The organism is Ruegeria sp. CDSB136, from assembly GCF_059610965.1.
Genome location: NZ_JBXWOP010000004.1, coordinates 153,965 through 168,853, shown reverse-complemented (window position 1 = coordinate 168,853; position 14,889 = coordinate 153,965). Strand labels below are relative to the sequence as shown.

The 14,889-nt window shown below is 56.3% G+C and carries 17 protein-coding genes; 11 read left to right on the top strand and 6 right to left on the bottom strand.

The genetic code is table 11. The features are described from left to right. The first annotated feature begins 1 nt into the window (after position 1). Both AC2FIR_RS06370 and AC2FIR_RS06365 read left to right on the top strand, forming a co-directional pair. Complete coding sequence (locus AC2FIR_RS06370) at positions 2 to 289, top strand: DUF1330 domain-containing protein (protein WP_170614990.1); 288 nt, start codon at positions 2 to 4, stop codon at positions 287 to 289. Between the two features lie 371 nt (positions 290 to 660). Further along, the gene (locus AC2FIR_RS06365; RefSeq protein ID WP_496762052.1) at positions 661 to 1,284 is read left to right on the top strand and encodes a transglutaminase-like cysteine peptidase; all 624 of its coding nucleotides are present in this window, start codon (positions 661 to 663) and stop codon (positions 1,282 to 1,284) included. Positions 1,285 to 1,448: 164 nt separating this feature from the next. Here AC2FIR_RS06365 and AC2FIR_RS06360 read toward each other — a convergent pair whose 3' ends face one another. From AC2FIR_RS06360 to AC2FIR_RS06335, 6 genes are all read right to left on the bottom strand, one after another. Continuing rightward, on the bottom strand, positions 1,449 to 1,859 hold the full coding sequence (locus AC2FIR_RS06360) for a hypothetical protein (RefSeq protein ID WP_496744053.1): 411 nt from the start codon (positions 1,857 to 1,859) through the stop codon (positions 1,449 to 1,451). A gap of 465 nt (positions 1,860 to 2,324) precedes the next feature. Beyond that, the gene (gene typA, locus AC2FIR_RS06355; protein WP_170614992.1) at positions 2,325 to 4,142 is read right to left on the bottom strand and encodes a translational GTPase TypA; all 1,818 of its coding nucleotides are present in this window, start codon (positions 4,140 to 4,142) and stop codon (positions 2,325 to 2,327) included. 76 nt (positions 4,143 to 4,218) lie between these two features. Beyond that, positions 4,219 to 4,554 carry a DMT family transporter gene (locus tag AC2FIR_RS06350; protein WP_321252898.1) on the bottom strand — a complete coding sequence of 112 codons (336 nt, stop codon included), beginning with the start codon at positions 4,552 to 4,554 and terminating at the stop codon, positions 4,219 to 4,221. Positions 4,555 to 4,939: 385 nt separating this feature from the next. Beyond that, a complete protein-coding gene (locus AC2FIR_RS06345; RefSeq protein WP_170614994.1) occupies positions 4,940 to 6,097 on the bottom strand; it encodes an HD domain-containing protein in 1,158 nt (385 codons plus the stop codon). Then, positions 6,094 to 6,339: a hypothetical protein gene (locus AC2FIR_RS06340; protein ID WP_170614995.1), complete on the bottom strand. Its 246-nt coding sequence runs from the start codon at positions 6,337 to 6,339 to the stop codon at positions 6,094 to 6,096. The genes AC2FIR_RS06345 and AC2FIR_RS06340 overlap by 4 nt, the downstream gene beginning before the upstream one ends. Continuing rightward, entirely contained in the window at positions 6,339 to 6,992 is a 654-nt protein-coding gene (locus tag AC2FIR_RS06335) for an alpha/beta hydrolase (RefSeq protein ID WP_170614996.1), read from the bottom strand. Before AC2FIR_RS06335 ends, AC2FIR_RS06340 begins: the two co-directional genes overlap by 1 nt. A 177-nt stretch (positions 6,993 to 7,169) precedes the next feature. Between AC2FIR_RS06335 and iscR the strand changes: the two genes are divergently transcribed. The 9 genes from iscR to AC2FIR_RS06290 are packed head-to-tail and all read left to right on the top strand — an operon-like array spanning position 7,170 to position 14,839. Beyond that, a complete protein-coding gene (gene iscR, locus AC2FIR_RS06330; protein ID WP_170614997.1) occupies positions 7,170 to 7,628 on the top strand; it encodes a Fe-S cluster assembly transcriptional regulator IscR in 459 nt (152 codons plus the stop codon). A gap of 59 nt (positions 7,629 to 7,687) precedes the next feature. Continuing rightward, positions 7,688 to 8,731, top strand: a complete 1,044-nt coding sequence (locus AC2FIR_RS06325; RefSeq protein ID WP_496744055.1) for a cysteine desulfurase family protein — start codon at positions 7,688 to 7,690, stop codon at positions 8,729 to 8,731. 18 nt (positions 8,732 to 8,749) lie between these two features. Further along, entirely contained in the window at positions 8,750 to 10,270 is a 1,521-nt protein-coding gene (gene sufB / locus AC2FIR_RS06320) for a Fe-S cluster assembly protein SufB (protein WP_496744057.1), read from the top strand. Further along, a complete protein-coding gene (locus tag AC2FIR_RS06315; protein WP_496744059.1) occupies positions 10,270 to 10,473 on the top strand; it encodes a hypothetical protein in 204 nt (67 codons plus the stop codon). The genes sufB and AC2FIR_RS06315 overlap by 1 nt, the downstream gene beginning before the upstream one ends. Before the next feature lie 51 nt (positions 10,474 to 10,524). Next, complete coding sequence (gene sufC, locus AC2FIR_RS06310) at positions 10,525 to 11,280, top strand: Fe-S cluster assembly ATPase SufC (RefSeq protein ID WP_170805685.1); 756 nt, start codon at positions 10,525 to 10,527, stop codon at positions 11,278 to 11,280. After that, a complete protein-coding gene (locus AC2FIR_RS06305) occupies positions 11,280 to 12,560 on the top strand; it encodes a SufB/SufD family protein (protein ID WP_170615002.1) in 1,281 nt (426 codons plus the stop codon). The genes sufC and AC2FIR_RS06305 overlap by 1 nt, the downstream gene beginning before the upstream one ends. After that, the gene (locus AC2FIR_RS06300) at positions 12,560 to 13,045 is read left to right on the top strand and encodes a YIP1 family protein (RefSeq protein WP_480910602.1); all 486 of its coding nucleotides are present in this window, start codon (positions 12,560 to 12,562) and stop codon (positions 13,043 to 13,045) included. The genes AC2FIR_RS06305 and AC2FIR_RS06300 overlap by 1 nt, the downstream gene beginning before the upstream one ends. Further along, on the top strand, positions 13,042 to 13,608 hold the full coding sequence (locus AC2FIR_RS06295) for a Yip1 family protein (protein ID WP_480527373.1): 567 nt from the start codon (positions 13,042 to 13,044) through the stop codon (positions 13,606 to 13,608). The genes AC2FIR_RS06300 and AC2FIR_RS06295 overlap by 4 nt, the downstream gene beginning before the upstream one ends. 10 nt (positions 13,609 to 13,618) lie before the next feature. After that, positions 13,619 to 14,839 carry a cysteine desulfurase gene (locus tag AC2FIR_RS06290; RefSeq protein WP_170615005.1) on the top strand — a complete coding sequence of 407 codons (1,221 nt, stop codon included), beginning with the start codon at positions 13,619 to 13,621 and terminating at the stop codon, positions 14,837 to 14,839. The last annotated feature ends 50 nt before the right edge of the window (positions 14,840 to 14,889 follow it).

Below are 14,889 nucleotides of genomic sequence, written 5' to 3'. Positions count from 1 at the left end.
AATGGCTGCACTCTGGATTGCGCACGTAACAGTGACTGATGCCGAGGCATATGGAAAATACGCCGAGTTGGCCGGCCCAGCCATCGCCAAGCACGGGGGTGAGTTTATTGCCCGTGCTGCGCGTTACGTTCAACTGGAAGGCAAAGAGCGTCCTCGCAATGTTGTCGCCCGCTTCCCGTCACTAGAATCAGCGGTCGAGTGCTACAACTCGGACGACTACCAGCAAGCGCTGAATCATGCCCGTGAGGCGAGCGAGCGCGAGCTGGTTGTGGTTGAAATCACTGAGTAACTGTCAGGTTACAAAGCTCGTCTTGTAGATTTCTCTAGGATACGGCGACAGATCGGCAATCTTCAGCCTATGCCACAATCCATTTCAAAAGCGCGGCCCGCCTATGCGGGTCGCGCTTTTTTAGTTAATAATAACAATACCTTAATCATATGGAGTTGCGCAGTCTTAAGGGTTTCGCGCCGCAATTGTGACCGCGCCATCTAATTTCTAGCGCGAAAAAGTCAGATTGAAGATCGAATTTTCGCCCTTTTTTCTGTCCAATTTTTTAAAGTGATTGCCCAAGCTGGGATGTTCGCAGGTCGTTTCGCAAGACGGAGTGCGGCCCTGTTTAATGCGCGATCGTGCAAAAAACACAGGATTGGGGTGTAGGAATGTCACTATTTATTACACTTGCGAAGCGCTTCCGCACCAGAGTTTTCCCAATATCGGCGGGCGTCACGACCGTTTGCATCTTGAGTATCTGCACGTTTGTCGCGGCCCCGACAGCACACGCATCCGAGGGCGGCTTTATTCCAAGTGTCGCATCTTCACCGCCACCTTCCGGCGCCATCAATCTTTGCAGTCAATATAATTGGGCCTGTGTAGGAAAACGTTCTGTATCCATGTCCAGTCAACAGGAATTGAAGGTTGTGGAGCAGGTTAATCGGCGCGTGAATAACTCGACCCGCGAAGTGACCGATCAGTCCCAGTATAACACCCGCGAGAAATGGGCACTGCCAACGGCAAGAGGCGGTGATTGCGAAGACTTTGCCCTGCTGAAGAAAAGAGATTTGATCCACGCAGGGGTAGATCCAAGCAAACTGCTAATCGCTACAGTATTGGACAGACGCCGGGGGCCGCATGCAGTTCTGGTTTATCGTTCAGCCAACGGCGATTTGGTATTGGACAACCTCACAAACCGGATCAAGCACTGGACAGCGACGCGGTACCTGTTTCTTCGCATGCAGGACCCAAAACGACCTAGCCACTGGGTGGGTGTTTACGGTCATAGCTGAGCCCAACGCATCGTATTTGAGTTGCTGAGAAACGTTGCATGGGTGCAAATTCTTTGCACCCATGTTTTTCAGGTAGGTTTCAAAACACGAAGAGCTACGTGTGCGCTGCTAACTGTGCTATCTAGGATCAAACCCGGACGTCTGGCCGTAACTTCCGTGGTTCCTCAAGTTGGCTCTTCTTCACCGCCTGGTTCTTCACCGCCTGGTTCTTCACCGCCTGGTTCTTCACCGCCTGGTTCTTCACCACCCGGCTCTTCACCACCTGGCTCTTCACCACCTGGCTGCTCACCGCCGGGCTGTTCACCACCCGGCTGCTCACCACCGGGAGTTCCTACTCCTGTGGTTTCTGGACCACCACTTGGACCGGTCGCTTCAACTCCGCCGCCCGAGCTTTCTCCGCCGGGAGTACCGGTATCGCGGTTTTCATCTGGGTGACCGTCCCCGGATCTTTGATTTGAGGTTCCGGTAGACGCTGTTGGAAAATCCGTAAGCAGTGCAGCCAGAGGCGCACACTCAGCGCCAAGTCGTGCCACGATCTTGTCGAAATCGGCGCGACGTTGGACATAACGTATCATTCTACTCGTAACCGCATCACATTCGCACAAGACTTGAGATGATGCGCCGGACTGGCGCGCAGTTTTTACGTCGCACACACCGGCAGCGAAAGACACGTCAGCCGAAACGACTAAGAAAGCAGTCGCCACGAGGTAAATCGGAAAGTTGCGGGACAGGGTTCCCATGTTGCACTCCTTGGTACTTTTTACTCAACCATGCCGATCATAAGCACCGTCTAGTTCAAGGCGCGTATGAAGAGCATCACACAATTGACGCAAATACACCTTGATAAAAACCAAACCACAAGATGTAGTTTGGGGGAGCGATTGCGAATTAATGCAATTTAAGGGAGAGTCGTTATTCTTTTCAAAGGAAACCGGGCAATTTGCCCAAGTTTCCGCTTTTTAGTTTTAATCTTTGTTGGAAGCAAAAATGCCACACAATCGCCATTGTTTCCGTGTCGGACATGTGCAGCCTGCAGTTGATCAGGCTGATTTTGCCATACGTTTACGCTCATGCGGGTCCAGAAAACGCTTACGCAGGCGGACCGCGTTGGGGGTGACTTCGACCAGTTCGTCATCGTCGATATAGGCAATCGCCTCTTCCAGAGAAAACTGTACATGCGGCGTCAGACGCACGGCGTCGTCCGAACCGCTGGCGCGCACGTTGGTCAGCTTCTTGCCTTTCAGAGGGTTCACTTCCAGGTCGTTATCGCGCGAATGCTCACCGATCACCATGCCCTGATACACGTCGGTCTGAGGAGCAACGAACATGCGGCCACGCTCTTCGAGGTTCCACAGCGCATAGGCGACTGCCTGGCCGTTTTCCATCGAGATCAGAACACCGGCGCGCCGGCCCGGGATAGGGCCTTTGTGTGCCGCCCAACCATGGAAGACGCGGTTCAAAACGCCGGTTCCACGCGTGTCGGTCAGGAATTCGCCATGATACCCGATGAGACCACGAGAGGGGACATGAGCAATGATGCGGGTTTTGCCTGCACCAGCAGGGCGCATCTCGACCAGTTCACCTTTACGTGCACCTGTTACCTTTTCGATTACGGCTCCGGAATATTCGTCATCCACATCGATGGTGACTTCTTCAACCGGCTCCAGCCGTTGTCCGTTTTCCTCGCGGAAAAGAACCTGCGGGCGCGAGATGCTGAGTTCGAACCCTTCACGTCGCATGTTCTCAATCAGAACGCCCATCTGCAATTCGCCGCGGCCTGCGACCTCGAATGCTTCGCCGCCGGGCGTGTCGGTGACGCGAATGGCAACGTTGGACTCGGCTTCTTTCATAAGACGGTCCCGGATCACTCGAGACTGGACCTTTTTCCCGTCGCGTCCGGCAAGCGGAGAATCGTTGATCCCGAAGGTCACTGTGATGGTCGGCGGGTCGATCGGTTGTGCGGGCAGGGCCTCGTCAACCTGAGGCGACACCAGCGAGTCCGCCACGGTGGCCTTGCTCATACCTGCGATGGTGACAATGTCGCCGGCTTCGGCCACATCGATCGGCTGCTGGCTCAGGCCGCGGAAGGCGAGAATTTTGGACGCGCGGAAGTTCTCGATCAATTTACCGTCCCGGCTGAGCGCCTTGAGGCTGTCGCCCGCCTTCAGGGTGCCACTTTCCACGCGACCGGTCAGGATGCGGCCGATGAAGGGGTCGCTGCCCAATGTGGTGGCGAGCATGCGGAAGGGTTCGTTTTTCTTCTCTGCCTGCTTTGGGGCAGGGACGTGATCAACGATAAGATCGAACAGGGCGGTCAGGTCCTTGCGCGGCCCGTCCAGTTCCATGTCGGCCCAGCCCGAACGGCCCGAGGCATACATGGCCGGGAAATCCAGCTGGTCATCGTCGGCGCCAAGGTTGGCAAACAGGTCGAAGCATTCATCCAGAGCCCGGTCGGGTTCTGCATCCGGCTTATCAACCTTGTTCAGAACCACAATGGGACGCAGTCCCAGCGCCAGCGCCTTGGAAGTCACGAACTTGGTCTGCGGCATCGGTCCTTCGGCAGCGTCAACCAGCAAGACGACGCCATCCACCATGCTGAGGATACGCTCAACCTCGCCACCGAAATCGGCGTGGCCCGGGGTGTCGACGATGTTGATGCGCGTGCCTTTCCATTCGACCGAGGTTGCCTTGGCCAGAATGGTGATGCCACGTTCGCGTTCCAGGTCGTTGCTGTCCATGGCGCGTTCGGCTACGGCCTGGTTTTCCCGGAATGCACCGGATTGTTTGAGCAGCTCATCCACCAGGGTCGTCTTGCCGTGGTCAACGTGAGCGATGATTGCGATATTGCGCAGGTCCATGAGAGGTCAGCCTTTGAACTGGAAGTTGTCGCGCGCATAACGCGGCGCGACAAAATATACCAGCCCTAACGCGCGTTCAGTGGCCTGCGGTCTTGGAAAACAGATGAATGATCAGGATTCCGGATAGAATAAAGGTCAATCCGATCACGGCTGGCCAGTCCAGCCTTTGGCCGAACACCACGAATCCAATGATGGCTATCAAAAATATTCCAAGCCCGGACCAGATTGCGTAAACGACGCCAACCGGCATGAATTTCAGTGTCAGTGCCATGAAGTAAAAGGCGAACCCATACCCCACAACAACCAGAACCGACGGCCAGAAGCGTGTAAACTGCTGGCTGGCCTGCAATGCTGTGGTTCCGATCGTTTCGGACAAAACGGCTACAAGAAGGAAGAGATAGGCTTTGGGCAATGGAAAACTCTCACAACGAATGTTCAGGTGTGCTTGAGCATAAAAACCTGTCAAACGGCAAGGATATTCTGTCATGCGGGGCAACGACAGTAGACGTCGAAAGGTGACCAAAGGTCAGGATTACCAGACTATTTGCAGAAGTCTGAATGTGATATGTCAGCTTTTGTATTAAGTTTAGTAGTTTGAAGAGTTTGTCATGACGAATTTTGCAAGAACCGTCATTATTTTATCGGTGTTGGTAGCGGCGCTAGGGTGGCTTGCAGACGGGGGGTCCGTCGACAGTGATGCAGCCCAGGTTGTTGAACGGTTAAAGGGTACACAGGTTTAAGTGTCCGCGAAACGCCAGAAAAAGGGGCTTCTGCCCCTTTTTCTTTTTGATGCACCCTTATCCGGCCGTAACTTCGAAAAACTCGGCTATTCTGGGTCTGAGCCAGCCCCAAAGCCGTGGAGCCCCGCGTTGAATGGGAACCCCCACCCGCTTTTCGATTTGCCCAAAAGTGACGTTGTAGTCGGCCCAGGTGCCGCCTTGGGTTTCCAGATTTCCAACAGGTGCCTGAAACCGGTCAACCGCTTTTGCGAACTGGGCGTCCGGGCTTTGCGCCGCTTCAAATTCTCGCCACAATGAATGGAACATTTGCCGTTGTGTCGCCGGCAAAAGTCCGAACAGACGTTCGGCTGCGGCTTCTTCCTCGGCGGCCTGCGCGGCGTGATCGACCTGCCCGTGGATCGGGTGATCACCGGCGTCGATTTCGACGATATCATGCAGTAACAGCATGCGCAGAACCCGATCGATTGACACAGATGGATCCGAGTATTCCGACAGGACCCAGGCATAGAGCATGATATGCCAGGAATGCTCGGCCGAGTTTTCGAACCTTGGATCGTACAAAAGACGCGAGGCACGGTATACGGTTTTCAACTGATCTGTTTCGGCCAGAAACGGCAGTCGGTCCCAGAAAGGATCGGTTTCTTGCAAGTCTGCGCCATCCAGCATTGCCCGGGACCGTCGGTACGCAAACGGAAATGCGGTTTCGAGATAGGCAGCGCGTCCACCATCCAGATTGTTCTGCACAACGGTCAGGTGTTCGGGGTCAGGATTTGGTGCGCAGAGCACCTGAAACATCGGCTGGCACCGATCAAGGATTTTGGCGAAACGGGCATCAGGTGTCGCATCGGCCTCGAACTCTGCCCAAAGGGACAAGAACTCCGAGGTCTGATCGAACGGTAGCAAGCCAAAAAGCGTTTCGGCGGCAGCCCGTTCTGCCTGCTCCACCGCTGACCAATCTGTCGCCAGATGGATCGGATGATCGCCAACGATGATTTCGACCAGATCGTGCAGCAGAAGCATTCGGATGACGCGATCAATATCGACATCTTCCTCAGCCAAGGGCACCATCACCAAAGCCCACAATGCCAGATGCCAGCTGTGTTCCGCTGAGTTTTCGTGCCGGGACTGATCCAGCAGTGTATTTGCCCGATCAACTGATTTCAGCCTGTCCGCTTGTTTCAGAAACGCGATCTGTGCGGACAGTCTGTCAGTCATTGTTTTTCAATAGCCTTGAGTTTCGAGCGATGTGCGGACAGGTGTTTGACCAGGAATTGTCGCGCCTTTCGCTCGGCCATGCGGACCCGGATTTCGGTCAGGAACGCCTCTTCCAATGATTGGGAAGCCGCCGCAAGAACCTCGCCAACTTCCACAAAGAACCGGTCATTGCCGGTTTCATCCATAACCTTCAACGTATCTTCGGCCAGCCTTGCCGCCAGAGTGCCGATGGTGTCCGACATCAGCGGGTGTTCTCGGTCAGGCGGCGCTTTACGTAGTCGGTTGTGGTATCGATCAGCGTATCCATATGGCGGTCCTGGAAGAAGTGGTCTGCGCCTTCCACCTCGGTATGCGTGATGGTGATACCTTTTTGTTCGTGCAGCTTGCTGACAAGCGAAGTGGTATCGGCCGGCGGTGCGACCCTGTCCGAGGTGCCGTTGATGATCAGGCCCGAAGACGGGCAGGGCGCCAGGAATGAAAAGTCATACATGTTCGCCGGGGGCGACACGCTGATGAAACCGGTGATTTCCGGGCGACGCATTAGCAGTTGCATTCCGATCCATGCGCCGAATGAAAACCCAGCAACCCAGCAATGCTTGGAGTTGTTGTTCATCGATTGCAGGTAATCCAGCGCGGATGCCGCATCGCTCAGTTCACCCACGCCCTGATCGTATTCACCCTGGCTGCGGCCGACGCCGCGGAAATTGAACCGCAACACGGTGAAGCCCATGTTATAGAACGCGTAGTGCAGGTTATAGACCACCTTGTTGTTCATGGTCCCGCCAAATTGAGGATGCGGGTGCAACACGATGGCGATCGGTGCGTCTTTTTCCTTTTGCGGGTGGTAGCGGCCTTCCAGGCGGCCTTCTGGTCCGGGAAAGATCACCTCGGGCATATGTGCTTTAGTCCTGTCTTTGTACTACTGGCGGCCGGAAATACTTGACGGTTATCGTCGGACACCTTAGAACGGTTCTAATTACGTTGCATTGCGTATGACGCTGCCTGACGGAGATACGCATTGGTAGCGGCGGCGTCAATGATTTCGCACTGAACTTGCCACGAAGGAAAGTGAATGAAGCTGTCGACCAAAGGCCGCTACGCAATGGTTGCTCTGGCTGATATCGCTTTGCAACCGACAGACGGGCTTGTGACACTGGGTGAAATCTCTGAACGGCAAGACATTTCCCTGCCATATCTTGAACAGTTGTTCGTCAAACTCCGGCGCGCAGAACTGGTGGCTTCGGTTCGCGGACCGGGGGGCGGTTACCGACTGGCACGCCCTGCGTCAGAAATCCGCGTTGTCGAAATTCTGGCCGCAGTGGATGAGTCCCTGGATGCTCTGCAAAAGGGCGCGGGCGCTTCGGGGGCTTCATCGGGAAGCCGGGCCCAATCCCTGACCAACCGCCTGTGGGAAAGTCTCAGCGCGAATGTCTATGTGTTTCTGCATCAGACGCGTCTCTCGGATGTCATCAAGAACGATCTGGCGCCGTGCCCGGCGGTTCCCAGTCTGTTTGCGGTTGTGGACGAATAAAAAATGAGTATCTCGGGCGGCAAAACGGCTTGTGCTTCTAACTTGGAAAAGATGCATCTATGAATCGCATTTATCTGGACCATAACGCTACCACGCCGTTGCAGCCCGAGGCGCGCGACGCGATGATCGCGGCGATGGATGCCTGCGGAAACCCGTCATCTGTCCACGCGGAAGGACGTGCCGCTAAGGCGCTTGTTGAACGCGCACGCGCTCAGGTGGCAGCCGCATTTGGGGCTGATGGGGCCGACATCGTGTTTACTTCTGGCTCCACAGAAGGCGCTGCTTTGGCGTTGTCGGGGCGCGGACTGCACGGATCAGCAGTTGAACATGATGCCGTAAGATCATGGATCGTTGAAGATTTGTCGGTTCTTCCTTCAGGTGAAGTTAAAGTGCTTGAACCCGAGAACTCATGCTTGCAGCTGGCCAATTCTGAAACCGGTGTCGTGCAATCCTTGCCCGCAGGGCTGGCCGTAACGGATGCCACGCAAGCTTTTGGCAAACTTCCCGTGGCATTCAACTGGCTGAATGTGCAGATGGCCCTGATCTCGGCCCATAAGATGGGTGGGCCCAAAGGGGTTGGCGCGGTTGTGATGCAACGCGGAACAGATCTGCCGGCCCAGATCAAGGGCGGCGGGCAGGAAATGGGGCGTCGGTCCGGGACGGAAAATGTCATAGGAATTGCAGGGTTCGGGGCTGCAGCTGAAGCAGCCGCGCAGGACCTGGCCAATGGCGTTTGGGATGAAATCGCAGAATTTAGAAATATTCTAGAAAACGCTCTTGAGGCCGGCTCCAAATCGACTATTTTTGTCGGAAAAGGTCATGAGCGCCTTCCAAACACATTGTGTTTCGCGTCGCCCGGTTGGAAGGGCGAAACGCAAGTCATGCAGATGGATCTGTCAGGATTTGCGGTCAGCGCGGGTTCGGCCTGTTCAAGCGGAAAGGTTCGGGCCAGCACCGTATTGACCGCCATGGGATATGACGAGGTGACGGCCGCAAGCGCGATCCGCGTGTCGCTGGGTCCTCGGACGAGTGAAGAAGATGTGCTGCGTTTCGCCGAAACGTGGCTTGAAAAAGAGAAAAAGCATCGCGCGCGTGCCGCGTGATCTGACGGAGGGTGTCATATGGCCGCTTTGGACCAGACCCAGGTAAAAGAAGGCGTTGATCAGGAAACCGTGGATGCGGTGCGTGAGGTCGGAACCTACAAGTACGGCTGGGAAACCGAAATCGAAATGGAATACGCGCCCAAGGGCGTGAACCCGGATATCGTCCGCCTGATCTCAGAAAAGAATGAAGAGCCGGAATGGATGACCGAATGGCGCCTGGCCGCGTTTGACCGCTGGACCCAGATGGACGAACCGACCTGGGCGATGGTCAATTATCCCGAGATCGATTTTCAGAATCAGTATTACTATGCCCGCCCCAAGTCGATGGAGGAGAAGCCCAAGTCGCTGGATGACGTCGACCCTAAGCTGCTGGCCACATACGAAAAGCTGGGTATCCCACTGAAAGAACAGATGATTCTGGCTGGCGTTGAAGGCGCGGAAGACGCCCCTGCAGAGGGCCGCAAAGTCGCGGTGGACGCGGTTTTTGACTCGGTTTCTGTCGGCACGACCTTTCAGGCGGAACTGAAAAAGGCCGGTGTGATCTTCTGTTCGATTTCAGAGGCGATCAAAGAGCATCCCGAACTTGTCAAAAAATACCTCGGCACCGTGGTTCCGGTATCTGACAACTTTTATGCCACTCTGAACTCTGCCGTGTTCTCGGACGGATCGTTCGTTTACATTCCGCCGGGCGTGCGCTGCCCGATGGAGCTGAGCACCTATTTCCGCATCAACGCGGAAAACACCGGTCAGTTCGAGCGGACCCTGATCATCGCCGACAAGGGCTCGTATGTGTCCTACCTGGAAGGCTGCACTGCGCCGCAGCGCGACACTGCGCAGCTGCACGCAGCCGTGGTCGAAATTATCGTCGAAGAAGATGCCGAGGTGAAATACTCGACCGTCCAGAACTGGTTCCCCGGGGACGAGAACGGCAAGGGCGGCATTTACAACTTTGTGACCAAGCGTGCCGATTGCCGGGGCGACAGGTCCAAGGTGATGTGGACGCAGGTCGAGACCGGTTCTGCCGTGACCTGGAAGTATCCGTCCTGCATCCTGCGCGGTGATGACAGTCAGGGCGAGTTCTACTCGATCGCCATCACCAACAACTATCAGCAGGCCGATACCGGTACCAAGATGGTTCATCTGGGCAAGAACACCAAGTCGCGGATTGTGTCCAAGGGGATCAGTGCGGGTAAGGCTCAGAACACCTATCGCGGGCTGGTGTCGATGCACCCCAAAGCCAAGGACAGCCGCAACTATACCCAGTGCGACAGTTTGCTGATCGGCGACAAGTGCGGAGCCCACACGGTGCCGTATATCGAGGTCAAGAACAACTCGAGCCGGGTTGAACACGAAGCAACGACGTCCAAGGTGGACGACGACCAGCTGTTCTACTGCCGCCAGCGCGGTATGGACGAGGAAGAGGCCGTGGCGCTGGTCGTTAACGGATTCTGCAAGGACGTGCTTCAGGCGCTGCCGATGGAATTCGCGATGGAAGCGCAACAGCTGGTTGCCATTTCTCTGGAAGGCTCGGTTGGCTGATGGCGCGTAAGCCTGGCAAGACCATCCGAAAGGATGATGTGTTGACCTTGTTGGGTTACGCACTCCCGGTTTTGGGCGGGTTGCTGGGCGTTGCCTACGTCAACATCAATCATATGGACTTCAACAACCCGGTCTGGGCAGTCAGTGGAGGAGCGATCCTTGGATGGGTTGCTGCACGCCTCATGCGCCGGATGCTGGGATAGACATTGACTGGGGCTATCGAATGCCCCTTGCGGTACGCAAAAGGACAAAAAATGCTGGAAATCAAAAACCTGCACGTGAAACTTGAGGAAGAAGAGAAGCAAATCCTCAAAGGCGTCGACCTGACCGTCGAGGCCGGTAAAGTGCATGCGATCATGGGGCCGAACGGCTCGGGCAAGTCGACACTCAGCTACGTACTCTCGGGCCGCGATGGCTATGAAGTTACCGAAGGCTCGGCCACCCTGGACGGCGAGGATCTTCTGGAAATGGAACCGGAAGAGCGTGCCGCTGCGGGTATCTTTCTGGCGTTCCAGTACCCCGTCGAAATCCCCGGTGTGGGCAACATGACGTTCCTGCGCACTGCCGTAAACGCTCAGCGCAAGGCGCGCGGGGAAGACGAACTGTCGGCCGCCGACTTCCTGAAAGAAGTTCGCGCCAAGGCGAAATCGCTGAAGATCGACGCGGATATGCTCAAGCGTCCGGTGAACGTCGGCTTCTCGGGTGGTGAGAAGAAGCGGAACGAAATTCTGCAGATGGCGATGCTGGAGCCTAAGATGTGCATCCTGGACGAAACGGACTCGGGTCTGGACGTGGATGCGATGAAACTGGTGGCCGAAGGTGTGAACGCTCTGCGCGACGAAGGGCGTGGCTTCCTGGTGATTACGCACTATCAGCGTCTGCTGGACCATATCAAACCCGACGTCGTGCACATCATGGCAGACGGTCGGATCGTCAAAACCGGTGGCCCGGAACTGGCGCTGGAAGTTGAAAACAACGGCTATGCCGACATTCTGGCCGAGGTGAACTGATGGGGCTGCCCGAAGTTAAACAAACCGCGACCGAGGCGCGGCTGGCCAGTTTGGTCATGCCCGACGCCGGATGCACGCGTGCCGCCCGCGAAGATGCGCTGGCGCGAGTTCTGGAAATGGGCCTGCCGGGACGGCGCGATGAGTATTGGAAATATACCCGCCCGGACACGCTGATTTCGCCCGAGGCCCCTCAGGCCGCTCTGTTCCGGTCCGACGAGCCGTTGCTGTTCCATGATCTCGACCGTTTGAAAATTGTGTTCATCGACGGTGTGTTCAGCCCTGAAGATTCCGATGACCTGACGCTTGAAGGTGTGACGATCGATCGGATCGAAGACATCTGCTGCAAAGATATCCATTGGGCCAAGGAGTTGTACGGCGTTCTTGAAGCGCGCGGGCAGACCCCGGTTCAGCGACCTCTGGCGGCGCTGAATACGGCCTTTGCGGCCGATGGTGTTGCGATTCACGTGACTGGCACGCCCAGCAAGCCAATCAGCCTGATCTATCAGCATGCCTCTGAAACCTCGGACGCCATGTTGCATCACATCGTGCGCGTCGAAAGCGGGGCCGAGGTGACCATTCTGGAAAACGGCCCGGCGGCTTCACGGTTTAACAAATGCATGGAGATCGACATCGCCGACGGCGGCACGCTGCATCACGTGCGCGCGCAGGGTCGGGATCATGAGCGCCGCGCAGCCACGCATATGTTCACGCGTTTGGGTCACGAGTCGGTTTACAAATCCTTTACTCTAACGGTGAACGGAGTTCTGACGCGAAACGAGCAGGTGGTCGAGCTGACTGGCGATGACGCAGTTGCTCATGTGGCGGGTGCCTGCGTCGGAGATGGTAATTTCCATCACGACGACACGGTGTTCGTAACCCACGACGCGGTAAATTGTGAAAGCCGCCAGGTCTTCAAGAAAGTTCTGCGGAATGGCGCAACAGGCGTGTTCCAGGGCAAAATCCTTGTGAAAGCGGGTGCTCAGAAAACTGACGGCTATCAAATCAGCCAGTCCTTGCTGCTGGATGATGACAGCCAGTTTCTGGCCAAGCCCGAACTGGAAATCTACGCCGATGATGTGGCCTGTTCGCACGGGTCCACATCGGGTGCGATTGACGAAACGGCCTTGTTTTATCTGCGGTCGCGTGGGGTATCGCTCAAAGACGCCACGAACATGCTGACGCTGGCCTTTCTGGCCGAAGCGGTGGACGAGATTGAAAACGAGGTGCTTGCCCAAGCCATCGTGACCCGTCTGGAAGGCTGGCTGGCGCGTCGCAGCTGATGCCTGTGACGACGGATATCGTGGCCACGTACAGGGGGCCGGGGCGTGTCATGCGCCGGCTTCTGAATATGGGGCCACGGGAAGACCGGGCGCTGGCTTTTGTCATGGCCTTCTGCACAATCGCCTTTGTCGCGCAGATGCCTGGAATGGCCCGGCGCGCGCACCTGGAAGGTGTCGAGCTGAACATGCTGCTGGGCGGCGCCTTGTTGGGGTCGGTTATCATCCTGCCATTGCTTCTGTATTTTGTGGCCCTTGTGTCTCATTGGGCTGCACGGCTTATGGGTGGGAACGGTTCCGCCTACGGCGCGCGGTTGGCTTTGTTCTGGGCTTTGCTGTCGTCCGCGCCGTTGGTTCTTTTGAACGGATTGGTGGCCGGATTTATCGGTCCGGGGCCGACCTTGTCCGTAGTTGGGCTACTTTGGGTTGCAGTCTTTGTCTGGTTCTGGTTGTCAGGCCTCAGACAAGCACAGAGGCCTGAGACATGAATCTGAGTTTTCTGGGGAACCTCGCGGTGATGACTTTGGTCAGCCCGGCCGAGGCAGCCCGACGCCTGATGAAACTACGCCCAGGGCGCGAGATCCTGTGGCTGGCGTTTTTTCTGGCTGTCGTGCTCAACTCCATTGTGCAGTTCGGCCTTGACTACTTTGTGTGGCTGTCTGGCCCGGATGTGGCGCAGGCACCCGGTCCGGTCCTCATGAATCTGGTAACGTCAGCGGGTGCAATGCTGCTGAGCGTCGCGTCATTTCTGTTTGTCGGACGACTTCTGGGCGGACGCGCGACGTTTGAAGACATCATGGTTCTGATGATCTGGCTGCAGTTCCTCCAGATACTTGCCTTGCTGGCTACGCTGGTCATTGCAATGACACTGCCGTTCCTGATGGTTCCAATGTTGCTGGCAACGGCGTTGGTCAGTTTTTATATCACCCTGCATTTCCTAAACGAGGCGCATCAGTTCGCATCCTTGGGAAAGGCGTTTGGCCTGATCTTGCTGGCCGCGCTGATTGCGATACCTTTTGTCCTCCTCCTGACCCCAAGCGGGCCCGTATAGGAATATGACCATGTATGATGTTCAGAGAATCCGCTCTGATTTTCCCATCCTGTCGCGAGAGGTGAATGGGAAACCCCTGACTTATCTGGACAATGGTGCCTCGGCGCAGAAGCCACAGGTGGTGATTGATGCAGTTACCCGCGCCTATGCCGAGGAATACTCGAACGTGCATCGCGGTCTGCACTATCTGTCCAACCTTGCAACGGAAAAGTATGAGGCCGTCCGCGGCACGGTTGCCCGGTTTCTGGGTGTGGCGAACGAGAATGAAATCGTTCTGAACTCCGGCACAACCGAAGGCATCAACCTTGTCGCCTATGGCTGGGCCATGCCGCGCCTGAAAGCCGGGGATGAAATCGTTCTGAGTGTCATGGAGCATCACGCCAATATCGTTCCATGGCATTTCCTGCGGGAACGTCAGGGCGTGGTCCTGAAGTGGGTTGATGTGGACCCGGACGGCGGACTGGACCCGCAGGCCGTGATTGACGCCATCACACCGCGCACAAAACTGGTCGCAGTAACGCAATGCTCGAACGTGCTGGGAACGGTCGTTGACGTGAAGGCGATCACAAAAGGAGCCCACGCAAAAGGTGTGCCTATTCTGGTGGATGGCAGTCAGGGTGCCGTGCACATGCCTGTCAACGTTCAGGATATTGGCTGTGATTTCTATGCCATTACGGGGCACAAGCTGTACGGCCCCTCCGGTTCAGGTGCGATCTACATCACGTCCGACCGCATGGTCGAAATGCGCCCCTTTATCGGCGGCGGCGACATGATCAAAGAGGTCAGCAAAGATCAGGTGATCTATAACGATCCGCCTATGAAGTTCGAGGCTGGTACACCCGGGATCGTTCAGACAATCGGGCTGGGTGTGGCGTTGGATTATATGATGGATCTGGGGATGGAGAACATTGCCGCCCACGAATCCGCCTTGCGGGACTATGCCATGCAGCGTCTGACCGGCCTGAACTGGGTACAGGTGCAGGGCACACGCCCGGACAAGGCCGCTATTTTCAGTTTTACACTGGACGGGGCAGGGCACGCGCATGATGTGTCGACCATTCTGGACAAAAAAGGCGTCGCCGTTCGCGCCGGTCATCACTGCGCCGGTCCGTTGATGGATCATCTGGGGGTAACGGCCACATGCCGCGCCAGCTTCGGGCTTTACAATACCACTGACGAGGTCGACACACTGATCGATGCACTGGAACTGGCCCACGATCTGTTCGCGTGAAACCTGATGTCGGGCGACAGATTTGCAGTTGCACCCGGAACGGAACAAGG